The organism is Caldimicrobium sp. SLHALR3, from assembly GCF_058692735.1.
Genome location: NZ_CP182484.1, coordinates 1,312,821 through 1,335,473, shown reverse-complemented (window position 1 = coordinate 1,335,473; position 22,653 = coordinate 1,312,821). Strand labels below are relative to the sequence as shown.

Below are 22,653 nucleotides of genomic sequence, written 5' to 3'. Positions count from 1 at the left end.
ACCTTGTTTTTTAAAATAGATTTGTTATTTTTTAAATTGCTATGAGACCTATACCTATAGAGAGGATTAGAAATTTTAGTATTATTGCACACATTGATCACGGGAAATCTACGCTTGCAGACCGTCTGCTTGAATTTACAGGTGCTGTCTCAGCAAGAGAAATGAGAGATCAATATTTAGATCGTCTTGACTTAGAAAGAGAAAGAGGAATTACCATAAAAGCTCAAGCAGTAAGACTTTATTATCAAAGAGAAAATGGAGAGGTCTATCAATTAAATCTTATTGATACTCCTGGGCATGTTGACTTTACTTATGAGGTTTCAAGAGCTCTTTCTGCCTGTGAAGGAGCACTTCTTGTAATTGATGCTTCCCAAGGTGTAGAAGCACAAACCCTTGCAAATTTATATCTTGCTTTGGAAAATAATTTAGAAATAATACCAGTTATAAATAAAATAGATTTACCTCAAGCTGACGTAGAAAAAACTAAAAAAGAAATTGAGGAAATTATAGGGCTTCCTTCTGAAGACGCTCTTCTTGTTAGTGCAAAATTTGGGATAGGAATAAAAGAGGTTCTTGAGGCCATTGTCAATAAAATTCCGCCTCCCAAAGGAAAGAGGGAAGCACCTCTGAGAGCCTTGGTTTTTGATTCTTGGTATGATCCTTACTTAGGAGTGGTTGTACTAATAAGGGTTGTTGATGGAAAAATTTATCCTGGGCAGAAGATAAAATTTCTTTCTACTGGAAAAGTTTACGAAGTTACTAAAGTTGGAGTTTTCGCGCCAGAGGCAGCAACCTTAGATTGTCTATTTGCTGGAGAAGTAGGATTTATTGCAGCTGGAATAAAAGGAGTAAGAGAAGCAAGAATAGGGGATACTATAACAGAAGCCAATGCTCAGGTAGAGCCTTTACCAGGATTTAAAGAAATGAAACCAGTCGTTTTTGCAGGTATTTTCCCAGTAGATAATAACGAATTTGAAAACTTAAGAGAGGCAATAGAAAAACTTTGGCTCAATGATCCTGCTTTTTCTTATGAAATGGAAACCTCAGCAGCCTTGGGTTTTGGATTTAGATGTGGTTTTCAGGGGCTTCTTCATATGGAAATCGTTCAAGAAAGATTAGAAAGAGAATTCAAATTAAACCTTATTTCTACTGCTCCATCTGTTAAATACAAAATAAGACTCAAAAATAAAAAAGAAATTGAAGTAGATAACCCTGCACACTGGCCTGATCCAGCCTTGATTGAAGAGGTTTTAGAACCTTACATAAGAGCTGAAATTTACACACCAAAAGAATACATAGGAGCTTTAATTAAACTTTGTGAAGAGAAAAGAGGAATACAGAAGGAAATTAAATTTTTAACTCCCGATAGATGTATTCTTGTTTATGAGCTACCTTTTAGTGAAGTTGTGCTTGACTTTTATGATAAATTAAAAAGTTATTCCAAGGGTTATGCATCCTTAGACTATCAGTTTATTGGATATAAGCCAGGAGATCTTGTTAAAATGGATATACTAATAAATAAACAACCTGTTGATACTCTTTCATTAATTGTTCATAGAGAAAAGGCTTACTATAGGGGGAGAGAACTTACCTCTAAATTAAAAGAAGTAATTCCCAGACAGCTTTTTGAAGTAGTAATTCAAGCAGCTATTGGAAATAAAGTAATAGCTCGGGAAAGAATTCCACCTCTTAGAAAAGATGTTTTGGCAAAATGTTATGGAGGAGATGTAACAAGGAAGAAAAAGCTTCTTGAGAAACAAAAAGAAGGGAAAAAGAGACTTAAAGCTATAGGTCATGTTGAAATTCCACAAGAGGCATTTTTAGCAGTTCTTAAAATTTAATTTCAAGGAGGTCATTTCAAATGAAAGACTTTCATAACAAACTTTGGGATTGGACTAAAAGTATACTAATTGCTCTTATCCTTGCTCTTTTTATTAGAACTTTTATCGTTCAGGCTTACAAAATACCCTCGGGTTCTATGATTCCCACATTACTGGTAGGAGATTATCTCCTTGTTAATAAGTTAGCTTACGGTATAAGAAATCCAATAAAAAATGATTTTCTTTATTTTAAGAAACTTCCTGAGAGACAGGAAATAGTTGTTTTTACCTATCCTTTGGATAAAAAATTGGATTTTATAAAAAGGGTGATTGGTCTTCCTGGAGATACTATTCAAATTATTAATAAAAAGGTTTATGTAAATGGAAAGCCTCTTACAGAGCCTTATGTTCAATTTACTGATCCAGAAGTTTATCCCAAGGAAATAAGTCCGAGAGATAATTACGGACCTATAAAAGTTCCACCAAATCACATATTTGTCTTGGGAGACAATAGAGATCAAAGTTATGATAGTAGATTCTGGGGTTTCGTTCCGATCAATTGTCTTAAAGGAAGGGCATTAATAATTTATTTTTCTTGGGATTCCCAAAATTTTAAAATCAGGTTTGATAGAATAGGTAAGTTGATTTATTAAAGATTATTTTGCTATCATAGCCCTCATTAAATCTGCTGTATTTTCTGCATGATGGGGTATACCAAGAATTAAATCTACAAGTTTTAGTGTATAAAAGAGCTTTAAAGGCTCCTCTAATTTTGAAAAAATTTCTTTTTTGATTTTATTTCCTGATTCTTCTGCAAGGTATTGAGAATATCTTATGTTTCTTATTATTTCCTTTGCTTGATTTCTACTATTTTCATTTTTAGTGAGAAGAAAATCAGCAGAATAAACAATTAAATCTTCCAAGTATTTTAAAGATTCAATACTTTTTGTTAAGAGATTTTCAATTTCTTGAAAGAGTTCCTTAGGTAGGTCTATGTATTTAAAGGAAAGCCAATTTAAAATCTCTTCTGCTACATCAGCAATAGCATCTTGTTCTTTAAGATACATAAAAAGTTCAAATCTTTCTACAGGAAGAATAATTCCCTTAGGAAGATGTCCTCTTATATTTCTTTTTAATTGGTCTGCTTCTTTTTCTATTTCAAAAATATGTGTAGCAATTTCTTCAAGCCTTACAGTGTCTTTTTTGTCGTAGGCTTCTAAAGCAAGAGATAGCCTTTCAACGCATTCAAGAACTAAGTGGGCATGTTTTTTTAATAAGTAAAAAACAGGAAGCTCCTTTAAAACAACTTCCCTCATTTCTTTCAATTTTTTAGCTTCTAACTTGGGTATTTTTCCTTCAACAGTAAAAATAACACCCTCAGCAATATTAGTAGCCAGATCTCCAACTCTTTCCAAGTTTTGCACTACTATTATGTAATCTATTCCAATGTCTAAAAGCTCGGGATTTCCTTTCATACAATCTTTTATTTGTTCAATGTTGTCTTTTTGAAATCTATCAACTATGTCATCATAATCAATTACAGAATAGGCTTTTTGAACATTTTCATTTACGAAGGCATTAATAGCAGATTGAAGCATGTACAGTGCTTCATTAGCCATTTCTATAATAGTTACTTTACATTGAGGAATAGCCTTTTCTCTTGTTTTAGATATATCAAGAACTCTGAAGGCAATATTAACAGACTGGTCTGCTATCCTTTCTAAGTTTCTTGCAATATCTATAGCAGTTATTATAAATCTCAAGTCTTTTGCCACTGGTTGCTGTAAGGCAATTATTTCCAAAGCAGTCTGAGATACCATGTTTTCATAGTAATCAACTTGATCGTCAAATTCTATAACCCTTTTAGCTAATTCTGGATCCAATTTATCAATAGATAAAATGGCACCATTTACCATTTCATCTACTATTTGTGCCATATCTAATAAAAGGTTTTTAAGAAGTTGTAATTCTTTTTCTAATGTAATTCTTGCCATAAAAACCCCCTAATTTTCAAAAGATTTGATGTTATAAGTTTTAAACCCCTTTTTTCTCAATTTTAAAGCAAAGAAATATCCAACTTCTGGTTCAGGAGAAACTAAAAATATGTGTTTATTTTTGTAAGGTTTTAAAATCTTTTTAAACTCCTTTAAAGATTTATTAAGTAATTCTGCATTTTCTTTTAAATCTATCAAAACCCAATCAGAGTTAAGGTTTTTAACGTAGTTTTCAAATTCTTCTTTTGTAAGTTCTAAGACTCGGTTTTCTACTTTACTTAGCAAATCTATTCTTTTACATCTACTGCAGATATTGTCAGGTGCAGAAGTAATTTCACCACACTTTTTGCAAGCACTCAAAGGAAGTTCTTCTTTATACTGAGACTTGATAAGAGGAATCAACTTTTTGGTAAAAACAGAGAGAAGTTGATATTTAATCTGTTTGTTTTCTTTTTCCAGTTCTTCAAGCACTATTTTAATTCTTTTAGGAGGTGTGCTATCTGCATGGGGACAGACAAAATCAGCTACAGGTATTTCGTTTAAGGCTACATAATAAAATATCTCCTTTTCAGGAGTGGTATAAAGAGGTTTAACCTTTTTAACCTGGGTGGGAGAAAGAGGAGGTAAAACTGGTTGCAATTTTGCAATACCTAAAAAATCTCCTTGGAAAAAAAGAGTTAACATGGTGGAGACAACATCATCAAGGTGGTGTCCAGTTGCTATTACAGTTAACCCTAAGTCTTTTGCAATTTTTGAAAAAAGATACCTTTTTATAGCTCCGCAAGCTGAACATACTTTATTTTTAAAGTAAGTAAAAACGAAATCGTCAATGCTGAATCCTTCTTTCTCTGGTAAATTGTACACATAAAGAGGAACTTCCAGGGTCTCACATAGTTTTTTAACTACGCTTTCTATCTTTTCTGAATAGTATTTTATTCCCAAGTTTAAAAAAACAGCCTGAAGATTTAGCTCTGGATAGAGTTTTTTTAATATAGCAAGGAGGGCGGAACTATCTTTTCCTCCAGAAAGGAATACCCCTACTTTATCTTGAGAATTGATCATTCTGTATTTCTCAATGGTCTTTTTAACTCTATTTTCAAAAAAGTTGTTATAACAAGACTTACAAACTTTTATCTTCTGAGAGGGAATTTCTATTAAAGCCTTTTCTTTTTTACAAAACTTGCAGAAAAAGGGATACTCTTTAAATTCAAATTCAAGGGTTCTATACTTATAAGATTTCATAACTTTATTTTAACCTAAATTTTATTAAATGTTAAGAAAATTTTTTCTATCTGGCAAGGTTTTCTCCTATTTCTGAGACTTATTTTTTGAAAAGGTTATAAGAAAACTTACAGAGAATTTGAGATGTTTAAGTGGATTCTCTTGAAAATTCGTCCATTCTTTCTCTCAATTTTTTCATAGCTTCTGCCTTTTCTTTTTCGTATCTTTCAATAACCTTTTTAAACTTTTCAGGATCTTTTGGTTTCCACATACCAATTTTTACTCCTTCAATAATTAAATCATAAACAGCCTTTTCTATAGCTTCCTGAACAGCCATTTCTACAGGTTCATTAGTAGTATATCCTGCTTCTGCCTCTAAGAGCCTGTTTAATCTTACAAATCTGAAGATACCCATAGAAAGTTGTTGGGATAAAACCACTTTAGTTACCTGAACAGTTTTTAAGATGGCCCCATTTTTGACAGAAACTGCTCTTAAATATACAGTAACCCTATCAACTCTATACTGAACTGCACCACCTGCACCAAAGTACTTAGCCCCAAGTCCTCCAGTAACTATATTTGTATCGTATCCAATTATTCCTCCTTCAAGAAGAAGCCCAGCAAAAACGAGGGGCTGAAGCACACTTGTTGCTGCCTCATGGATTGTGGTTGAGTTATATTGACTGGCCATCTGAAAGGCTATTTTTCTTTCTTGCAAGAGATTGGCAAGTCCTTCCCTTTCTACCGGCATAAACCACCCACTATCCTCAAGGGCTTTAATTAAAATTGAAGTTGCCCCCTGGGTTACCGCTGTTGAGAAATTGGTTGAGGTGGTAGGGGGTTTATACTGCCCGGTCTGATCTCTAAATTTATAAACAGCAACAGGAATTTTTTTCTCAGGTTCAGGAAGGCTTGTTAAGTCTTTGTGAATGGAGGTTACATATTCAGGACCACTTATAGCATTCTCATAAAAGGGAGAATAAAGAGGGGCTGCACACCCTCCAAGAATAGTGAGAAAACCCAGTAGGAATAAACCTTTTTTAGTCCTGGAAAGTTTTTTCATCTCAGCCCCCTTCTTTACATCATTTTTGGCATTTCAATAACCGTGGTTTGTCCAGAAGAAAGGTCTGTAATTTCAAAGGTGTAAGTATCCGTCCCTGGTATAAAGTGAAGCATAAAGTTTCCTATGGTATAAGTTTGCTCAGTTTCTGGAAGGGTATTATCTTCACCAAAGATCTGGTTAAGCATTAAATTAGCCATTCTATAAAGAAGCTGACTAGTAAAGGACTCGGTAAATCTCTCAAGAAGGCTCTTTGGTTGATAAAAAGAGCTTGGCTTTTCTTTAAACTTATTCTGAAGCTGAGCCTGTTGAAGAAGGAAAGTTCCATAAAGAGGATCTCCACCAAAAGAAGGATTGGTAAACTTAAAAACAAGCTCTGAGGCTAAAAGAGGAGAGATAAAAATATATAAATTTGCTACCAAAAAGGTTAATAAACTTAGCCATTTTTTCATTTTTCCTTCCTCCCTACCAGAATTTTGCTTCTTCTTTTAAATGTTCTTCTTGCCTCATTAAAAATACAAAATAGTTTAAAACTGCATCCACAGCCTCATCAACCTTTTCTTCAATATCTTCAAGCCTTGGCTTTAACATGGTGGAATATACAGCCACCTCTTCTACATAAATAATTATCATTGAACCCCATCTGGGATCAGACATCTCATTAATGATTATATTTTTGTCTTCTATGCCAGAGGGAAATTCCCATATCTTGGCAAAGGTCTCGTAAAAATCTCTTCCTACCTTGGTTTTAGTCTGATCAAGCACAAAGCCAGAAAGGATAGCTTCCTGAGCAAAAAGAGAATTACTTAAAAAGATAAGGAATAAAATTATAAGTAAAAAAGCCTTTCTTTTCATAAACTCCCTGAACTGAAGGTTCTTTCTTCAAGAAGATCGCCTTTTTCATCAAAGACCTGTAATATTATCTCATAAAAATCTTCTGGTTTGACATTAAGTTCTGTTACAAAGGGAAGGGAGGTTTCATCTGGTTTTAGATATAAATCTTTGAGCTGGGCTATTTGGGAAATATTTTTATTTGCTCCCTTCTTATAAACTAACATCTTTAATTTGATTGTTTGACTTTCTTTGCTTTCGTTTTTGCAAAGTATAAGAATTTTTAAAAAATGAGAAGTTCTTGTAATTTCAACATCAACCTTCACAGGGGATTTTGAAGGATTTTCAGCAAAAAGAGAAGTTATCATACTTCCAAGAAAAATAGTGCAAAGTATATAAATAAAAAAGATACTCATCCTTTTATCCGCCTCAGTTCTGATAAACGATAGCCCGGTTAAAGTTTCCTTCCTGGATAATAACGCTTCTATATCCTCCGCTTCCTGTCTGATACTGTTCAGCACGGTTTCCTAACCCTATCTGGTATATGATGGCAAGGTTTCCAGAACTTAACTGCTCCTGATAGGCATAATTTTCGCTTCCTATCTGGATGGCATAGGACTTATTGTTATCTCCCTGCTGGATCTGCTCGGCAAAATTTTTTGCCCCTTCCTGATAGATGAGGGCAAGATTAGAGCTACTAGCTTGAGTCTGATAAGCCTTATTTAAAGAACCTATCTGAAAGATTAAACCCTGATTGAGAAGACCTTCCTGAGAGATTTCTGCCTCATTGGAAGTCCCTTTCTGATAAAGGAGGGCAAGATTAGATTGATGAAGAAGCTCAGGATCAAGGGGAATCTCAATATTGGTATCAAGGTTCAGATTAACAGTAACATCCACATCTACGGAAAAGTCAAGACATATATCAGGGGAGGCCTGAAGAAGATTTACCCCTGAAAAACAGATAAAACCAGAAATCCCAAGAAACTTTATGGTCTTTTTTATCATCTTTTTCATTATGGCTTCCCTTTTGCAAAATTTAAAAGGGGAGAGTCCCCCTTGCCCGGCAGGGGGTGAATCTTGTTACTGATTAATGGTTGCGGTGTTGCCAGTTCCAAGCTGAATGGCTATAGCAGATGCAGATTCAAGATTCTGTGTAATAGTAGCAGTATTTGAACTCCCACCCTGAACAGTGAAGGCATAATCATTAGCTGCATTTTGAGTTGTTGTAGCAGTATTGGAATCTCCTACCTGAATGATGCCAGCAAGATCATTGGTGGCAACTTGTGAAATACCTGCGCTATTGCCTTCACCTTCCTGGTAAATTACTGCCTGTGTGGACCAACAATCATCACCATGACAACCTATTAAATTTCCAGCATCCACGCAGACATCAACATCAATATTGAAATCCAGACCAAAATTTAATTGATAGGGATGAGAAATATTGCACTGATCTCCAGAGCATCCCCCACCACTAGGACCTGCAAAAGCGGCACCTGTTGCCAAAAATACACCTAATACACCTGCTAATAAGGCTTTCTTTAACATGGCACACCTCCTTTAAGTTTTTTTGTTATTAAAACCCCCCTGCCGGGTTTTAACTCTTTTGAGTCTTTCTTCATCCTCTTCTCCATAAAATTTTTTTCTAATGTATTTTTATAATGAAGACTAAAATTGAGTAAATCCATAAAAAGTTTGAAAAGGTATGAAAAGAGTATTAAGATTTAAGATTTTTTAAAAATAATACTTTAGATTTAATACTTTGGTATTAAAATTTTAAGGTGAGACTTACTAAGAGGTGTTATTTTCTTTCTTAGGCTTTAGCTTAATAACCTTTTTAATCTCTTTTTTAACTTCTGGGACATTATTCACAATTTGGGAAGAATTCATAAAAAGCTTTATTAATTGAGATCTTCTTTTAACCCTGGTTTTTTTGAAAATACGACTTATGCAAGATTTAACAGTATTAATAGAAATGGATAAGTGATTGGCTATTTCTTTATTGCTAAGCCCTTTTCTAATGAGTAAAACTATTTCTTTCTCCCTCGGAGTCAAAGAAGGAGGATCTTTTGTAGAAAAGAATTCATAATCTTCACAAAGTTTTTTAACCAAGCCTCTTGATAACCAGATTTCACCCCTTGAAACTACTTCAAGAGCCTTTAAAAAATTTTCAGTAGTTGTCTCACAGGAAATAATCCCTGATAACTTGTAATATAAAAATAGAAAAATAGTTTCACTTTCAGAGGCTCCGTCATCAAGAAGAAGTTTTTTAGATTCAGGATAAGCCTCTTGAGGTAATTCTTTAAGAGAGTTTTTATCAAAGATAATTATATCATAGTTTTTCCTTCCTTCAGGTTTGATATCTATTTCCCAGTTTGGTTTTAGCTTTTCAACGAAAAATTGATAAAATGCTTCTGCAATTAATTTATTTTTAAAACTAATAAGAACTTTGCCCATGCTATCTTGCTACTTTTTTCATTATATTATTATTTTTTATCGGCATTATTTAAACTTTCTTTAAGATGCCCACTTTTACCATTAAGGTATTTTAAAATTTATAAAAGTTATTATAATCTAATTTATAATGAATAGAAATACAATTTTTAAAAATTTACTTTTTTTTGGTTTTTTATTTTTTATTTTTGGATGTGCAACGAAACCAGGTCCAAATTTAGCTTCTAAGGCTGCTTTAATTCATCCTAAACAAACTACTAAAGCAGAGGTATTACGGTTTCTCGGTCCTCCTGTTCAAATATTTACTTTTCCTGATGGGAAGGAAGAGTGGTACTATTATTACAGAGTAAGAAATTTTTGGGAAAAGGTTCCACTTGTTAAAAACTACAAGGGACAAGACTATACAGAAGTTTTAAAGGTTGTTATAAAAGGGGAAGAGGTAATAGATTGTGTATACTATACTGTATCAGCTCCCAATAAGAGGTAAATATGAACTCTTTTACAGAAAACGATAAGGATTTATATAGAATTGCCAGAGAAAGGATGGTAGAAACCCAAATTAAAGCTCGCGGTATAAGTGATGAAAGAGTTTTACAGGCAATGCTTAAAGTTCCAAGACATCTATTTGTAGATGAAGCTTTAAGAGATCAAGCCTATGGAGACTTTCCTCTTCCCATAGGAGAAGGACAAACCATTTCTCAGCCTTATATAGTGGCTTTAATGACTGAAGCACTTGAGTTAAAGGGAAATGAAAGGGTTCTTGAAGTGGGAACAGGCTCAGGTTATCAAACAGCAATTCTTGCTGAGCTTGCTCTTTGGGTTTATACCATAGAAAAATATCCCACCTTACTTGAAAGAGCCAAAAAAATACTTTTAAACTTGGGATATAAAAACATTTCTTTTAAATTAGGAGATGGAAGTTTGGGATGGAAGGAAGCTGCTCCTTTTGATGCTATTATTGTTACTGCCGCAGCTCCTAAAATACCTCCTCCTCTTGTAGATCAACTTTTAGAGGGAGGCAGAATAGTAATTCCTGTAGGAGATGCCTTTTCTCAGATGTTGATAAAGGGAGTAAAAAAAGGGGGGAAACTCTACACACAATCTTTAGAACCTGTAAGATTTGTAAAATTAGTAGGAGCTTATGGATTTAAAGAATAAAAGAATTGGAATAATAGGTGCCGGCATTGTGGATAAAGAAACTTACGAGCTTGCTTATAAAGTAGGAAAACTACTTGCAGAAAAAGGAGCTATTATTTATACAGGTGGACTTGGTGGAGTGATGGAGGCTGCCTCAAAAGGAGCTTTTGAGGCAGGAGGAATTACAGTAGGCATTCTGCCAGGAAATAAAGCTGAAGATGCCAATCCCTATGTAAAAATTATAGTTCTTACTGATATGGGATATGCCAGAAATGTAATTTTAGTAAGGTCTGTAGATATAGTAGTTGCAATTGCTGGTGGATACGGAACACTTTCTGAAATTGCCTTAGCTCTAAAAATGTGGAAACCAGTTATAGGACTAAAAACCTGGGAAAATATCCCAGGAGTTCATTATGTAAATTCTGCTGAAGAGGTTTTGTCTAAAATCTTAGAATTCTTAAGCTGAGAAACAAAAGAAAAAAGATTATCAAGTTCTTTCTTGGAAAGAGGTCTTATTTCTCCAGGTTTTAAGTTCTTTAAAGAAAGAGGACCAAACTTAATTCTAACTAATTTGTGAACCTTTCCTCCAAGATAGGCAATCATTTTTCTTACTTCTCTTTTAACCCCCTCTTTTACAGTTACTTCATAAACCCATTTTTCTTTATCTTTTTTTAAAAGGCTAAAACTTAGTGGTTTAATTAGTTTCCCATCCATTAAAATTCCAAATTTAAGTAAGTCTTTAATTTTTTTATCTTCAAGCCTTGGAGTAATCCAAACCCAGTAAACTCTTTTTACTTCGTATTTAGGATGTAGTAAAAGATTGGCAAGATCTCCATCATTAGTGAGTAAAAGCAATCCTTCGCTGTATTTATCAAGTCTTCCTACAGGAAAAACTTTATAAGGAAGTTTTTCCAAAAAGATTTTTATGGTTTCTCTGTGGTGAGGATCATAAAGAGAAGTAAGAAATCCTTTTGGTTTATAAAAAAGGTAATAAACCTTTGGAGGAGGGGTAATAAGTTTGCCTTCTACATATACTTTATCTTTTTCAGGGTTAACTTTATAATTAAGCTCTTTTACTGTCTTGCCATTTACTGAAACCTTCCCAGATAATATTAACTCATCAGCCTTTCTTCGAGAAGTAACTCCACAGAAAGATAAAAATTTGTTAAGTCTCATAATATCTCATTTATTTTTCTTTTCTTCTTCAGGTTCTATATGAATAGTTACCGAAAGTTCTGGAAATTTATCTGTAATTCTTTTTTCAAGCTCATTGCATAAATCATGAGCACATCTCACAGGCATATCTCCTGAAACAGTAAGATGAAATTCTACAAATCCCTTTCTTCCAGCCCTTCTTGTTTTAAGATCGTGGACATCATGTATTTGATAATTTTTTTGAGAAAAAGTTTTTATAGTATCTTCTATGATATTTTGAATGGAATCTATTTTTTCTTGAGGCAAACTTACATCAAGCAAAGAGATTATTGAAGCTTTAACGAGCTTATACCCCAAATAAAGAATGTTTATACCTATTGCTAAGGCAATAATGGAATCTATTATAAGAAATCCTGACAGATGTGCCACATAAACCCCCACTATAACACCACCTGAGGTTAATACATCAGTAAAAAGATGCGAGGCATAAGATAGAAGTATGGGCGAATCTTCTTTTTTACCTTGTTTGTAAAAATAATATGAAAGAAGAGAATTTAAGAGTACAGTAACAAAAATTATGAATAAACCGGTTTCTAAATTTTTAAAAGTTTGAGGATTTATAAAACTTTTATAAGCCTTCCATAATATGGAAATAGAAGCACCTATAATAAAAAAAGCTTCACATATAGAAATAAGATATTCAAATTTAGTATACCCATAAGGATGCCTTTTATCAGGAGGTTTAAGGGCTACCTTAGTTCCTAAAAATGCTATAGAAGCTGATATGATATTAATCACCGATTCCATGGCATCTGAATAAATAGCAATTGAGTGCGTTATGAAAAAGGCAAGCAGTTTAGCTAAAAAAATTAATATACTTACTAATAAACTTATAAAAATCAGTTTTAATGCTTTAGAATCTTGAAAAAGAAAGCGTTCCTCCATTATTCCTTTGCAATCTTTATGGAATAAAGAGCAATTACGAAAGAAATTATAGCTATAAAGGAAAGAATTATCAAGTAAGAAGGCTTAAAAGAATTATAAAGAGCGATACCTCTTAAAGTATGAGAGGTTATAGTAAGAGGTAAAATTTCAATTAAGGGTTTGATAAAAAAGGGGAGATTTTCTGTTGGGAAAAAGGTTCCTCCCAAAAACATCATAGGAGTTATTACAAAGTTAGTTATCAAGGCTTGATCAGCATGTGACTTAACAATCATAGCTGAGGCAAGTCCAAGACTTGCAAATACAAAGGCATTAAGAAAAATAGTGAGAAAAAAATAAAAATTTAAATAAAACTTAATACCTGATAGAAGGGAGATTCCAAGTATAATGAAAATAGCTAAAAAAGCTCTCGTAACTCCGCTTAAAACTTCGCCAAGAGCATAACTAAAATAAGAAATGGGTGAGCTCTGAAATTCTTCAAAAATTTTAAGATAGAAACGAGATATGTTTATTTCTATATTTATGGCAAAGGCTTGCATCATACTTGTTGCAGAAATTAAGCCCGGAATTAGAAATTCCAAATAACTTTTTCCACCGATAGTAATGTTTTTTCCTAAACCAATACCAAAAGCAAAAATGTAAAGAAGAGGATTTACAGAAAAGGAAAGAAGTATCCTTAAAAGTCTCTTTTTTAGAAGTAAAACTTCTCTTAAATAGGTAGCTAAAAAACCTTTCATAAGCTTTTTTCTATATAACTTAAAAATACATCTTCAAGGGTTACCTTTCTCAAACTAACAAAATGATCTTTACTATATTTTAATAATTCCTTTTCAGCTTCAAGCTTTTCTTTAAAGTAATAAGTTTTTACCTTGTCAGAAAAGTATACATCCAGTGCATAATTTCCCAATTGATTTATAAAGTTTTGAGGAGTATTTATGGCTACAATTTTTCCTGAAAAAATAAAAGCAACTCTGTCTGCCAAGTGTTCTGCTTCTTCCATGTAGTGTGTGGTAAGAAGTATGGTTGTTCCTGTTAATTGTATATTTTTTATAAAACTCCAAATTTTTCTTCTTATATGTGGATCAAGACCAACAGTTGGTTCGTCCAAAAGAAGTATTTTGGGATTATGCATAAGAGCTCTTATGATTAAAACCCTTCTTTTTAATCCGCCTGAAAGTTCTTTTATCTTTGCTTTTTTTCTATCCTTCATATCAGCAAGGTCTAAAAGTTCATCTATTCTCTTTTTTATAAAACTTAACGGCATTTTATAGAGTAATCCATGAATTAAAAGGTTTTCTTCTACAGTTAATTCTGTATCAAGATTTATATGTTGTGGAACAAGTCCTATTTGAGATTTGGACCATATAGGATTTTCAAAAAGGTTTTTCCCAAAGAGATAAATTTTTCCTGAGGTAGGATTGGTAAGACCAGCAATTATTCTTATAGTAGTGGTTTTTCCAGCACCATTCGGACCCAATAAGGCAAAAAGTTCTTTTTCTTGTAATTCAAAGGAAATACCCTTAAGAGCAACTACTGAGGCATATTTTTTAACGAGATTTTCAACTTTTAGAACAATTTTTGACATTTAAAAAATTGATTAGAAATGGCGGAGGAGGCGGGATTCGAACCCGCGGTACGGGTTTTAGCCCGTACATGCGATTTCCAGTCGCACCCCTTCGTCCACTCGGGCACTCCTCCAGATGCGTTTAATATTTTTTTAAATTTTAAGTCCTTCTTTTAATTTTGCAATATCCAATATGTTTGATAATCTTATTCCTCTAAATAAGATCTGAGAATTTCTAAAATTTTTTCCGTTGCTCCTCTTTTTTTATTGAAAATTTGATAAGCCTTTTTGCCAATTTCTAACCTCATTTCAGAATCTCTAACAAGATCTTTTAAAACATCTTTTAGCTCCTCTTTATTAACTTGCAAACAGGCATTTTCTGCTAGAAATTCTTTAACAAAAGGAAAGTTTTCCATAGATGGTCCGAAAATAACAGGCTTTTTCCAGTAGATAGCCTCTAAGGGATTTTGCCCTCCATGGGGTATAAAACTTCCACCAATTATAGCAATATCACAAATTCTGTAAAGGGAACCAAGAATTCCCATTTGGTCTACAAGAACGATAAGTTTGGAAAAAGAATTAATTCTTATATTTTCCGATAGATTACTTAGCCTATAAAAAGCTACATCTTTTTCTTTTGAAATAAGAGCATTTACTATTTTTTCAACTTCATCAAATCTTTCGGGATGTCTTGGCACAAGAAAAAGAGAGCCCGAACCAGATATTTTAAGAAAGGCTTTAGTGATCACTTCTTCTTCAGAAGAGTGAGTACTTCCAGCTACAATAACCGGTCTCGGAATAAAGCTTTCCCATATAAAAGAAAGAAGAGAGGGTTCTATATCAAATTTGGTATTCCCTGTAATTATAATTTTTTCTTCAGGAGCTCCTAAAGCTTTAAATCTCTCTTTGTATTTCTCATCTTGGACAGCAATCAAAGAAAGAGACTCCAAAATTGGCTTTAAAAAGAACTTTATTTTTTTATATCTTTTAAAAGATTTATCACTTATTCGTGCATTTATCAAAAAAACGGGAATTTTTTTAGAAGCTGTTAAAATTAAATTAGGCCAGAGTTCAGTTTCTGCAATAATAAGAATTGAGGGATTAAAAGTTTTTAAAATTCTCTTTATAGCAAAGGGACAATCATAAGGTAAATAAATAATTTTAACTGAAAGGTTTTTAAATTTTTGAGAAGCCACTTGATTTCCCGTGTCTGTTATAGTGCTTAGCAAAATGTCATAATTTTTGGCTAAATTTTTTACTATACTTGAGATAGCCACAACCTCTCCTACCGAGACTGCATGTATCCAAATAACTCTTCTCTGAAAAATAAAATCTTCTTTTTTAAAAAAAGCCAATTTCTCTTTTATCCATTTTTTTCTAAGCTCTGGAGGTCTTTTTAAGTATTCCTTTGGTAGTAATATAGCAGAAACTAAGTAATACAAGAAAGTATAAGCCCAATACATCATTTTAGTTTTCCTACCAATGAAATCTGAAATTTTCTATTTTCTTTGTGAAATCTGTGAGACCAATAAAGATCTTTCAAACAATAGGTGCAATCTTTTGAAATCCAAATGTTGTCTAATGGAATTGAAAGTTCTAAAGCTTGCTGAAGATTCAATTTTTCAAGATCTAAGAAAAATTTCCCATTCTTAAAATGAATATAATTTTCAAAATTTTTAAAATTCCTTTTTAATCTTTTCAAAACCTCATCTTTTACTTCGTAGCAACATACTTTTATGTGAGGTCCCATGGCTATTAAGATATCTTCAGGTTTTATGCCTAAGTTTATAACTTTTTGTAAAAATTTTAAAAGGAGCTTATTTACTGTACCTCTCCAACCTCCATGAACAGCACCTACAAAATCCCCCTTTTTGTTAGTGATTAAAATAGGAACACAGTCTGCAGTTTTAATTCCCAAAAAAAGGTTTTTATTAAATGTAAGGACTGCATCTCCTTCAATTTCAAAAAAGGATTGAGAAATTTTTAATTCATCTACTTCTACAATTTTTGTGCTGTGAATTTGTTTTGGGAAAAAGAATTTAAAAGAATCTGAAAAATTTAAAAGTTCAAAGCTAAAGGTATAGGGTAATTTTTTGGAAAATACCCCTAATACAGGTGTATCTTCAAAAATGGGAGGAAAAATAAGTTCTGTTTTGAGTAAATTTTTTAGCCAGTTAATTAGGGTTTCCATAGGATTTTAGCTTATAGATTTTAAAAAGTCTGGAAGAACCTTTTTTAGTTTAGCCAAGGCTTTACCTCTGTGACTTATTTTATTTTTTTCTTCAATAGGTAGTTCAGCTGCGGTTTTTTGGTAGTTATATTCGGGAACTAAAAAAATTGGATCGTATCCAAATCCATAAGAACCTCTTGGTTCAAATCCTATAAGTCCCTCCCAAACCCCTTCGGTTGCTATGTATTTTCCACTGGGATGATAAACTACCATAACACATACAAAACGGGCTGTTCTTTTTTCAAGGGGTATTCCTTCAAGAAGTTTCAGGAGTTTTTTGTTGTTTTCTTCATCAGTTGCCTTTTCTCCTGCAAAACGAGCAGAATAAATTCCGGGTGCTTTATTCAGTGCATCCACCTCAAGACCTGAGTCATCTGCCAGACACATTAATCCTGTTTTTTCTGCCCAGTATTTAGCTTTAAGATAGGCATTTTCAAAAAAAGTTTTTCCTGTTTCTTCTGGGGGTTCTATTTCGCAAAAATCCTTTAAAGTTTTTATTTCTAAAGAAAAATCTTTTAAGGCTTTACTTATTTCTTTTACTTTTCCCATATTTGAGGTTGCAATAAGCAACACCTTATTATTCATCTTTTAATACCTCTTTTTGTTTTTTTATAAGCTCTAAAATACCCTTATAAGCAAGGTCTTTCATAGAACTCAATTCTTCCCATAAAAATGGTGCTTTTTCAGCAGTAGCCTGTACTTCTATGATTTTTCCGGACTCAGTCATAAAAAAGTTGGCATCAACCTCTGCAATTAAATCCTCTTCAAAGTTGAGATCAAGATAGTATTCATTTCCTATCTTTCCTACACTTACACCCGCCATATACTCTAAAATAGGATCTTCATTAAGAATACCCCGTTGTATAAGTTTTTTAATAGCAAGTTTTAGAGCTACGAATGCTCCTGTTACAGAAGCACTTCTCGTTCCTCCGTCAGCATTTAAAACCTCACAATCAACCCAAAGGGTTCTTTCTCCAAGTTTTGTTAAATCTACCACCCCTCTTAAAGTTCTTCCTATAAGTCTTTGAATTTCCATTGATCTTCCTTTTCTTCCCATAACTTCTCTCGGAGTTCTTTCTATAGTTGCCCCTGGGATAAAGGCATATTCAGCAGTTATCCAGCCTGTTCCAGTGCCTTTTAAAAAAGGTGGCACCTTTTCGTCTAAACTTACTGTGCATAAAACTTTGGTATTTCCAAATTCTACAAGAACTGAACTTAAAGGGTTTTTTAAAAAATTAATTATAAAGTTAACAGGTCTTAATTCGTTTTTTGCTCTTCCATCACTTCTCATTTTAAATTTCTCCTCCTTTTTTAATTTCACATAGTCTAAAAGCAACTTTATCAAGCAAATTTTTTAGCTCTAAAGATGAGCTTATCTTTTTTTCAAAAATTTCTTCCCACATCCTTTCTCCCTCCATACAAAAATAATAAGTTACTTTATCCTTTGTTTCATCAATTAAATTCTTGAAAGATTTATAAAGTTTTTTTCTTAAGTCTATAAAATAACGTTTTTTTCCGTCTAAACCTTCTATAAATTCATAGGAATAAATTTTGGTTTCAGGAAATCTGCTTTCAGCTATAGTTTTTAAATCCTTAGGGTATCTTAAAGTGCCAAGGCTAATCCAAGCTATATTTTCAAGTGGAACAGAATTTAATATTTTTTCTAAAACCTGAGGGTATTCTTTTTCTGCTTCTTCATAAAAGATTATAGGATCAAAATGAAAAGCTACTGTAAATCCGTATTTTACGGCTTTTTTAGCACTCTCTATTCTTTTTTCAAGAGAGGAGGCTCCCTTTTCTTCGCTTCTTATAATTTTTTCTGTGTTAACAGACCAAGCAAAAATAATTCTTGGATCAGGTTTAAATTTCGCAAAATAATTTTCAGAAAGGGCTATTTTAGTTTTTAACTCAAGTACAGCCAAGGGATCCGAATCTTGCCAAAAATTTATCAAAATTTCAGAAACATTGCAGATTGATTCCAGAGCTAAACTATCTGCGAATTCGCCTGTTCCAATTCTGAGAATTTCGTTTTTCTTTTTATGTTCTTCTAAAATTTTTGAAACCTCTGGGAGACCATCCTCTATTAAATTCGCCCAAATCTTAAGTCCGGGTCTATTTAAATAAAGTTGCAAAATACAATAGCTACAATCAAGAGGGCATCCCTCTCCAAAGTGAAAAATTTTATATCCACAGCAATAATAAATCTTTGTTCCCGGACAGGATCTGAAAAAATTTCCTTTATAATTCATTAAAAATAATCTTTTTTTCCCAAGGGAAATAAGTTCTGAAAAAGGTTTATCTTCCCACTTGAAAGCCTCATAAGAAGGTATTATTTTAGCAGAATGTCTTTTTAAAAATTTTTTAGTTAATTGAAAAGAAAGGGCTGATTCTTCAACAAATATTTCCATTATAAATAGTTTTGAATTAAAACTTCAGCGATTTGCACTGCGTTGGTAGCTGCACCTTTTCTCAAATTGTCTGCAACAATCCAAAGATTAAGTCCGTTCTCAATGGAAAAATCCTCTCTAATTCTTCCTACAAAGACTTCATCTCTTCCTACAACTTCAATCTGAAGAGGATAGAGTTTTTCTTGAGGATTATCTAATACCACCACTCCAGGAGCTTTCTCCAGAAGTTCTTTAGCTTTTTCAACTGTTATTTTTCTTTCTGTTTCTACATTTACAGACTCAGCATGTCCATAAAATACAGGTACTCTCACAGTTGTTGCAGTTACTCTTATATTTGGGTCTTCCATAATTTTTTTGGTTTCTTCTATCATTTTTATTTCTTCCTTGGTGTAGCCATTGGGAAGAAACACATCAATGTGAGGAACACAATTAAAGGCTATTATTTGAGGGATATACTTAGCAGGAGGCATAGGAGTTCCCTCACACCAAGCTTTAACCTGAGCTTCTAATTCATTTATAGCTTTTTGACCTGCTCCTGAAACAGATTGATAAGTGCTAACTACAATTCTTTTTATTTTCCCATAATCATGCAGAGGCTTAAGAGCAACCACCATTTGAATAGTAGAACAGTTAGGATTAGCAATTATTCCTTTATTTTTATAGTTAGCAACTGCGTGAGGATTAACTTCAGGAACTACTAAAGGAACTTCTGGGTCCATTCTCCAAGCACTGGAATTATCTATAACCACGGCTCCATCTCTTACAAAAAGAGGTGCATAATCTAAACTTCTTTGAGCTCCAGCAGAAAAAAGAGCAATATCTATTCCTTTAAAACTTTTGGTTTCCTCTAACACTTCTACTTCAATTTCTTCGCCTTTAAAGGGAAGTTTTAATCCTTTTGATTTGGGAGAAGCAAAAAGTTTTAAATTTTTAACAGGAAAATTTCTTTCTTCAAGCACAGTAAGCATCATTCTACCAACTGCTCCTGTTGCTCCTACTATAGCCACATTATACTCCCTCACTTTAAGCCCCCCTTAAATGGATTAAATTAAAAAGCTATCATATAACTAAAAGATTTCAATACCTTTGTTTTTGCTTACCCTTTAAATAGCAAAAATTAAAGCTTATATCAACACAAAATTTCATATATACTCTTAAAAGACTTTACAAATTTAATATTTGTGGTAATTTAAAGTTTAAAAATCTAAATATAAAAAGAAAAAAAGTAACATCAAATAAGAGGTTATTTATTATGAGGAAAAAGGGGGAAAAGATGGAAAAACTTGCACGCTTTGGAATTTCCATTCCAGAGGAATTGTTAAAAACTTTTGACGAATATATAGAAAGAAAGCATTATGCCAATCGTTCAGAAGCTATAAGAGATCTTATAAGACAAAAATTGGTGGAAGAGGAATGGAAGGAGTCAAAAGAAGAGGTGGTAGGAGTTATAACTTATTTATATGACCACCATAAAAGGGAACTTGCTGATAAATTACTTGATATCCAGCATGAGCATTATGATAAAATTATTACTACTCAACATATTCATGTAGATCACGATAGATGTCTTGAGGCAATTTTGGTGAAAGGAAAAGCAAATGAAATAAAAGAACTGGCAGATAAAATTCAGGCACAAAAAGGGGTGCTTCATCTTAATCTTGCTTTAACAACCCTTGGGAAAAGTTTACCCACTTAATTTTTTTTATTCTAACAATTCAAAATTGATATAAAACCTTTTGAGATCTACATCTTTTACTTTTACTTTTACTTTTTGTCCCAGCTGAAGGATTTTTCCTGTTTTTTGCCCTATAAGAGCTATTCCCTTTTCATCAAGATTATAGTAATCATCTTTAATGTCAATTAATCTTACAACGCCACTTACCAAATATTCTTCTAAATCCACAAAAAATCCAAAAGCAGTAATTCCTGTGATAATTCCGTGGAAGGTCTCTCCGATTTTGTCTTTCATAAAGAATGCTTGAAATCTTTTTAATACATCCCTTTCTGCTTCTTCAGCAGTTCTTTCTCTTTCCGAAAGAAATTTGCCCATTACTTCAAGCTCTTCCTCTTTATAAGGAGGTTTTTTATTTCTTAAAGCTCTTTTGAGAGTTCTGTGAACTACAAGATCAGGGTATCTTCTTATGGGTGAAGTAAAATGGCAGTAACAGGTAGAAGCAAGACCAAAATGCCCTACATTTTCTGGGGAATACCTTGCCTGTTTAAGAGATCTTAAAAGAAGGGTATTAAAAAGATATGCATAGGGTTTCCCGCTGAATTTTGCAATGAGTTCTTGGAAAAAGTGAGGAGTTAGTTCTTCTGGAAATTCTACATCTATTCCGTAGGCTAAAAGTATTTCAAAAAGTTGCTTGAATTTATTTAAATCAGGGGACTCATGAATTCTATAAAGAAAAGGATAGCCCTTTTTGGTTAAATATTCAGCTACTGCTTCATTAGCAGCAATCATAAAGTCTTCTATCAGCATATGGGCAAGATTTCTTTCTCTTTTTATAATATTTTCCACTTCCCCTTTCATATTCATAATTACTTCTGGTTCTGGAAGGTCAAAATCAAGACTTCCTCTTTTTAATCTTTTTTCTCTTAAAATAAGAGCAAGTTCTGCAGCCGTATCTAACATTGGGTAAAGGTCTTTATATTTTTCTACAGTTTCTTTATCTCTATCCACAATCATTTTTTTTACTTCTGTATAAGTTAAACGGGCATGTGATTTTATGACAGCTTCATAAAATTTAGTTTTTATAATTTCTCCGTCTTTGGTAAAATCGATTTCTACAGTCATAGTAAGTCTTTCAACCTTTGGATTGAGACTACAAAGATGATTAGAGAGTTTTTCAGGAAACATAGGAACAACCATATTGGGAAAATAGACACTTGTTCCTCTTAAATAAGCTTCTTTATCTAAAAAGGTATTTTTTATAACATAATGGGCAACATCAGCTATAGCTACCCAGAGTCTGTATCCGTTTTTGGTTTTCATAACACAGATAGCATCATCAAAGTCCCTTGCATTTTCTCCATCTATAGTAACTAAAGGGATTTTTGTAAGGTCAACTCTGCCTTCTTTATCTTCTGGTCTGACTTCTGATGGTATTCTTATTAATTCTTTTTGAACTTTTTCACTCCAAACATGTGGTAAGTCATAAGCATATACTACCGCCCAAGCGTGAGTTTCTAATTCTTTAGGATCTCCGAGGTCCTTTATTATTTCTCCTACAGGTAATCCAAATTCTGAAGTATTTTGAATAATCCTGGTAACTACTAAATGATCTTTTTTGGCTTGATGAAGTCTTTTTTTGGGAATATAAATTTCAAAGGGAAATCTTGGGTCTTCGGGCTCAACAAAGAAAAACTTTTTACGCTTTACTAAATAACCCACGATATTTTTTCTTTTCCTCTCTAAAACTTTAACAATACTTCCTTCTGGACCTTTTGGAGTTATCTTTTCAATTCTTACAAGGACTATATCTCCATTTAGTGCGTTTTTGATTTTTCTTGGCGGAATAAAAACAGTTCTTCCGTCTTCGGTTTCTACAAATCCAAAACCATCTGGGTGAACTCTCAACTTTCCCTGATAAACCGGATAATTTTCAGGCAGGGCATATTTTCTTCTTTTTAATTGAATTAATTTTCCCTTTTCAAGAAGTTCTTTTATTACTGACCTTACAAAGGGTCTCTTTTCAGAGGGGATATGCAGAAGGTGATAGATCTCTCTTAAAAGAAGTGGTTTTTTATATTTTTTAAACAGAAAAAGAATTTCTTTTTCTAAGTTCTGGAAAATTTTTCCTTTTTCCTTAGAAGGCATAAAAATAATAATGTAAC

General features: G+C 32.9%; 26 protein-coding genes and 1 tRNA gene. 6 read left to right on the top strand and 21 right to left on the bottom strand.

The genetic code is table 11. From position 1 onward, the window contains the following. Window positions 1–50 precede the first annotated feature (50 nt). Both lepA and lepB read left to right on the top strand, forming a co-directional pair. Window positions 51–1,841: a translation elongation factor 4 gene (gene lepA / locus ACLGLP_RS07110; RefSeq protein WP_492113741.1), complete on the top strand. Its 1,791-nt coding sequence runs from the start codon at window positions 51–53 to the stop codon at window positions 1,839–1,841. Window positions 1,842–1,861: 20 nt separating this feature from the next. After that, a complete protein-coding gene (gene lepB / locus ACLGLP_RS07105; RefSeq protein ID WP_492112586.1) occupies window positions 1,862–2,473 on the top strand; it encodes a signal peptidase I in 612 nt (203 codons plus the stop codon). Between the two features lie 3 nt (window positions 2,474–2,476). Here the strand turns inward: lepB and phoU are convergent, their stop codons facing one another. The 9 genes from phoU to ACLGLP_RS07060 form a co-directional block, all read right to left on the bottom strand. Further along, entirely contained in the window at window positions 2,477–3,814 is a 1,338-nt protein-coding gene (phoU, locus tag ACLGLP_RS07100; RefSeq protein ID WP_492112585.1) for a phosphate signaling complex protein PhoU, read from the bottom strand. A gap of 9 nt (window positions 3,815–3,823) precedes the next feature. After that, on the bottom strand, window positions 3,824–5,056 hold the full coding sequence (locus tag ACLGLP_RS07095; RefSeq protein WP_492112584.1) for a TIGR00269 family protein: 1,233 nt from the start codon (window positions 5,054–5,056) through the stop codon (window positions 3,824–3,826). Between the two features lie 127 nt (window positions 5,057–5,183). Continuing rightward, window positions 5,184–6,098 (bottom strand): CsgG/HfaB family protein, encoded by a 915-nt coding sequence (locus ACLGLP_RS07090; RefSeq protein WP_492112583.1) that lies wholly within the window; start codon window positions 6,096–6,098, stop codon window positions 5,184–5,186. A 14-nt stretch (window positions 6,099–6,112) separates the two neighbouring features. Continuing rightward, a complete protein-coding gene (locus tag ACLGLP_RS07085; protein WP_492112582.1) occupies window positions 6,113–6,547 on the bottom strand; it encodes a curli production assembly/transport component CsgF in 435 nt (144 codons plus the stop codon). A gap of 13 nt (window positions 6,548–6,560) precedes the next feature. Continuing rightward, the gene (locus ACLGLP_RS07080) at window positions 6,561–6,950 is read right to left on the bottom strand and encodes a CsgE family curli-type amyloid fiber assembly protein (protein ID WP_492112581.1); all 390 of its coding nucleotides are present in this window, start codon (window positions 6,948–6,950) and stop codon (window positions 6,561–6,563) included. After that, a complete protein-coding gene (locus ACLGLP_RS07075) occupies window positions 6,947–7,342 on the bottom strand; it encodes a hypothetical protein (protein WP_492112580.1) in 396 nt (131 codons plus the stop codon). The genes ACLGLP_RS07080 and ACLGLP_RS07075 overlap by 4 nt, the downstream gene beginning before the upstream one ends. 13 nt (window positions 7,343–7,355) lie before the next feature. Next, window positions 7,356–7,940, bottom strand: coding sequence for a hypothetical protein (locus ACLGLP_RS07070; protein WP_492112579.1), 585 nt, complete (start codon window positions 7,938–7,940; stop codon window positions 7,356–7,358). A gap of 66 nt (window positions 7,941–8,006) precedes the next feature. After that, window positions 8,007–8,474 (bottom strand): hypothetical protein, encoded by a 468-nt coding sequence (locus ACLGLP_RS07065; RefSeq protein WP_492112578.1) that lies wholly within the window; start codon window positions 8,472–8,474, stop codon window positions 8,007–8,009. Between the two features lie 243 nt (window positions 8,475–8,717). Then, complete coding sequence (locus tag ACLGLP_RS07060) at window positions 8,718–9,383, bottom strand: helix-turn-helix transcriptional regulator (RefSeq protein ID WP_492112577.1); 666 nt, start codon at window positions 9,381–9,383, stop codon at window positions 8,718–8,720. A gap of 127 nt (window positions 9,384–9,510) precedes the next feature. Between ACLGLP_RS07060 and ACLGLP_RS07055 the strand changes: the two genes are divergently transcribed. Genes ACLGLP_RS07055 through ACLGLP_RS07045 form a run of 3 tightly spaced genes read left to right on the top strand, consistent with a single transcriptional unit; the run spans window position 9,511 to window position 10,983 of the window. Next, on the top strand, window positions 9,511–9,867 hold the full coding sequence (locus tag ACLGLP_RS07055) for a hypothetical protein (RefSeq protein ID WP_492112576.1): 357 nt from the start codon (window positions 9,511–9,513) through the stop codon (window positions 9,865–9,867). A gap of 2 nt (window positions 9,868–9,869) precedes the next feature. Continuing rightward, the gene (locus tag ACLGLP_RS07050; protein WP_492112575.1) at window positions 9,870–10,538 is read left to right on the top strand and encodes a protein-L-isoaspartate(D-aspartate) O-methyltransferase; all 669 of its coding nucleotides are present in this window, start codon (window positions 9,870–9,872) and stop codon (window positions 10,536–10,538) included. Continuing rightward, window positions 10,522–10,983, top strand: coding sequence for a TIGR00725 family protein (locus tag ACLGLP_RS07045; RefSeq protein WP_492112574.1), 462 nt, complete (start codon window positions 10,522–10,524; stop codon window positions 10,981–10,983). Before ACLGLP_RS07050 ends, ACLGLP_RS07045 begins: the two co-directional genes overlap by 17 nt. On the opposite strand, the gene ACLGLP_RS07040 is transcribed toward ACLGLP_RS07045, so the two are convergent. The 11 genes from ACLGLP_RS07040 to ACLGLP_RS06990 all read right to left on the bottom strand — a co-directional run bounded on the left by ACLGLP_RS07040 (window position 10,929) and on the right by ACLGLP_RS06990 (window position 19,838). Further along, entirely contained in the window at window positions 10,929–11,693 is a 765-nt protein-coding gene (locus tag ACLGLP_RS07040) for a pseudouridine synthase (protein WP_492112573.1), read from the bottom strand. The genes ACLGLP_RS07045 and ACLGLP_RS07040 overlap by 55 nt on opposite strands. A gap of 6 nt (window positions 11,694–11,699) precedes the next feature. Continuing rightward, window positions 11,700–12,617, bottom strand: coding sequence for a cation diffusion facilitator family transporter (locus ACLGLP_RS07035; RefSeq protein WP_492112572.1), 918 nt, complete (start codon window positions 12,615–12,617; stop codon window positions 11,700–11,702). Then, a complete protein-coding gene (locus ACLGLP_RS07030) occupies window positions 12,617–13,351 on the bottom strand; it encodes an ABC transporter permease (RefSeq protein WP_492112571.1) in 735 nt (244 codons plus the stop codon). The genes ACLGLP_RS07035 and ACLGLP_RS07030 overlap by 1 nt, the downstream gene beginning before the upstream one ends. Further along, window positions 13,348–14,199, bottom strand: coding sequence for an ABC transporter ATP-binding protein (locus ACLGLP_RS07025; RefSeq protein WP_492112570.1), 852 nt, complete (start codon window positions 14,197–14,199; stop codon window positions 13,348–13,350). Before ACLGLP_RS07025 ends, ACLGLP_RS07030 begins: the two co-directional genes overlap by 4 nt. A gap of 19 nt (window positions 14,200–14,218) precedes the next feature. Next, window positions 14,219–14,312: transfer RNA gene (locus ACLGLP_RS07020), tRNA-Ser, on the bottom strand. Between the two features lie 72 nt (window positions 14,313–14,384). Continuing rightward, the gene (locus ACLGLP_RS07015) at window positions 14,385–15,641 is read right to left on the bottom strand and encodes a 3-deoxy-D-manno-octulosonic acid transferase (protein WP_492112569.1); all 1,257 of its coding nucleotides are present in this window, start codon (window positions 15,639–15,641) and stop codon (window positions 14,385–14,387) included. Continuing rightward, complete coding sequence (gene pgeF / locus ACLGLP_RS07010; protein ID WP_492112568.1) at window positions 15,641–16,369, bottom strand: peptidoglycan editing factor PgeF; 729 nt, start codon at window positions 16,367–16,369, stop codon at window positions 15,641–15,643. Before pgeF ends, ACLGLP_RS07015 begins: the two co-directional genes overlap by 1 nt. A gap of 6 nt (window positions 16,370–16,375) precedes the next feature. Next, window positions 16,376–16,993: an XTP/dITP diphosphatase gene (locus tag ACLGLP_RS07005; RefSeq protein ID WP_492112567.1), complete on the bottom strand. Its 618-nt coding sequence runs from the start codon at window positions 16,991–16,993 to the stop codon at window positions 16,376–16,378. Beyond that, a complete protein-coding gene (gene rph / locus ACLGLP_RS07000; protein WP_492112566.1) occupies window positions 16,986–17,699 on the bottom strand; it encodes a ribonuclease PH in 714 nt (237 codons plus the stop codon). Before rph ends, ACLGLP_RS07005 begins: the two co-directional genes overlap by 8 nt. A gap of 1 nt (window position 17,700) precedes the next feature. Beyond that, window positions 17,701–18,816: an SPL family radical SAM protein gene (locus ACLGLP_RS06995; RefSeq protein WP_492112565.1), complete on the bottom strand. Its 1,116-nt coding sequence runs from the start codon at window positions 18,814–18,816 to the stop codon at window positions 17,701–17,703. Further along, window positions 18,816–19,838, bottom strand: coding sequence for an aspartate-semialdehyde dehydrogenase (locus ACLGLP_RS06990; protein WP_492112564.1), 1,023 nt, complete (start codon window positions 19,836–19,838; stop codon window positions 18,816–18,818). Before ACLGLP_RS06990 ends, ACLGLP_RS06995 begins: the two co-directional genes overlap by 1 nt. A gap of 251 nt (window positions 19,839–20,089) precedes the next feature. Here ACLGLP_RS06990 and nikR point away from each other — a divergent pair, with 251 nt between their 5' ends. Continuing rightward, on the top strand, window positions 20,090–20,512 hold the full coding sequence (gene nikR, locus ACLGLP_RS06985; protein ID WP_492112563.1) for a nickel-responsive transcriptional regulator NikR: 423 nt from the start codon (window positions 20,090–20,092) through the stop codon (window positions 20,510–20,512). Between the two features lie 6 nt (window positions 20,513–20,518). Here the strand turns inward: nikR and rnr are convergent, their stop codons facing one another. Continuing rightward, window positions 20,519–22,636: a ribonuclease R gene (gene rnr / locus ACLGLP_RS06980; protein WP_492112562.1), complete on the bottom strand. Its 2,118-nt coding sequence runs from the start codon at window positions 22,634–22,636 to the stop codon at window positions 20,519–20,521. Window positions 22,637–22,653 lie beyond the last annotated feature (17 nt).

Coding starts and splice junctions, on each gene's coding strand:
- ACLGLP_RS07005 (WP_492112567.1), bottom strand. CDS start 16,993: ATGAATAATAAGGTGTTGCTTATTGCAACCTCAAATATGGGAAAAGTA.
- ACLGLP_RS07060 (WP_492112577.1), bottom strand. CDS start 9,383: ATGGGCAAAGTTCTTATTAGTTTTAAAAATAAATTAATTGCAGAAGCA.
- ACLGLP_RS07090 (WP_492112583.1), bottom strand. CDS start 6,098: ATGAAAAAACTTTCCAGGACTAAAAAAGGTTTATTCCTACTGGGTTTT.
- ACLGLP_RS07045 (WP_492112574.1), top strand. CDS start 10,522: ATGGATTTAAAGAATAAAAGAATTGGAATAATAGGTGCCGGCATTGTG.
- ACLGLP_RS07015 (WP_492112569.1), bottom strand. CDS start 15,641: ATGTATTGGGCTTATACTTTCTTGTATTACTTAGTTTCTGCTATATTA.
- ACLGLP_RS07035 (WP_492112572.1), bottom strand. CDS start 12,617: ATGGAGGAACGCTTTCTTTTTCAAGATTCTAAAGCATTAAAACTGATT.
- ACLGLP_RS07070 (WP_492112579.1), bottom strand. CDS start 7,940: ATGAAAAAGATGATAAAAAAGACCATAAAGTTTCTTGGGATTTCTGGT.
- pgeF (WP_492112568.1), bottom strand. CDS start 16,369: ATGGAAACCCTAATTAACTGGCTAAAAAATTTACTCAAAACAGAACTT.
- ACLGLP_RS07095 (WP_492112584.1), bottom strand. CDS start 5,056: ATGAAATCTTATAAGTATAGAACCCTTGAATTTGAATTTAAAGAGTAT.
- lepB (WP_492112586.1), top strand. CDS start 1,862: ATGAAAGACTTTCATAACAAACTTTGGGATTGGACTAAAAGTATACTA.
- ACLGLP_RS07055 (WP_492112576.1), top strand. CDS start 9,511: ATGAATAGAAATACAATTTTTAAAAATTTACTTTTTTTTGGTTTTTTA.
- ACLGLP_RS06995 (WP_492112565.1), bottom strand. CDS start 18,816: ATGGAAATATTTGTTGAAGAATCAGCCCTTTCTTTTCAATTAACTAAA.
- ACLGLP_RS07080 (WP_492112581.1), bottom strand. CDS start 6,950: ATGAAAAGAAAGGCTTTTTTACTTATAATTTTATTCCTTATCTTTTTA.
- ACLGLP_RS07040 (WP_492112573.1), bottom strand. CDS start 11,693: ATGAGACTTAACAAATTTTTATCTTTCTGTGGAGTTACTTCTCGAAGA.
- phoU (WP_492112585.1), bottom strand. CDS start 3,814: ATGGCAAGAATTACATTAGAAAAAGAATTACAACTTCTTAAAAACCTT.
- ACLGLP_RS07085 (WP_492112582.1), bottom strand. CDS start 6,547: ATGAAAAAATGGCTAAGTTTATTAACCTTTTTGGTAGCAAATTTATAT.
- nikR (WP_492112563.1), top strand. CDS start 20,090: ATGGAAAAACTTGCACGCTTTGGAATTTCCATTCCAGAGGAATTGTTA.
- ACLGLP_RS07075 (WP_492112580.1), bottom strand. CDS start 7,342: ATGAGTATCTTTTTTATTTATATACTTTGCACTATTTTTCTTGGAAGT.
- ACLGLP_RS07065 (WP_492112578.1), bottom strand. CDS start 8,474: ATGTTAAAGAAAGCCTTATTAGCAGGTGTATTAGGTGTATTTTTGGCA.
- ACLGLP_RS07030 (WP_492112571.1), bottom strand. CDS start 13,351: ATGAAAGGTTTTTTAGCTACCTATTTAAGAGAAGTTTTACTTCTAAAA.
- ACLGLP_RS07050 (WP_492112575.1), top strand. CDS start 9,870: ATGAACTCTTTTACAGAAAACGATAAGGATTTATATAGAATTGCCAGA.
- rph (WP_492112566.1), bottom strand. CDS start 17,699: ATGAGAAGTGATGGAAGAGCAAAAAACGAATTAAGACCTGTTAACTTT.
- rnr (WP_492112562.1), bottom strand. CDS start 22,636: ATGCCTTCTAAGGAAAAAGGAAAAATTTTCCAGAACTTAGAAAAAGAA.
- ACLGLP_RS07025 (WP_492112570.1), bottom strand. CDS start 14,199: ATGTCAAAAATTGTTCTAAAAGTTGAAAATCTCGTTAAAAAATATGCC.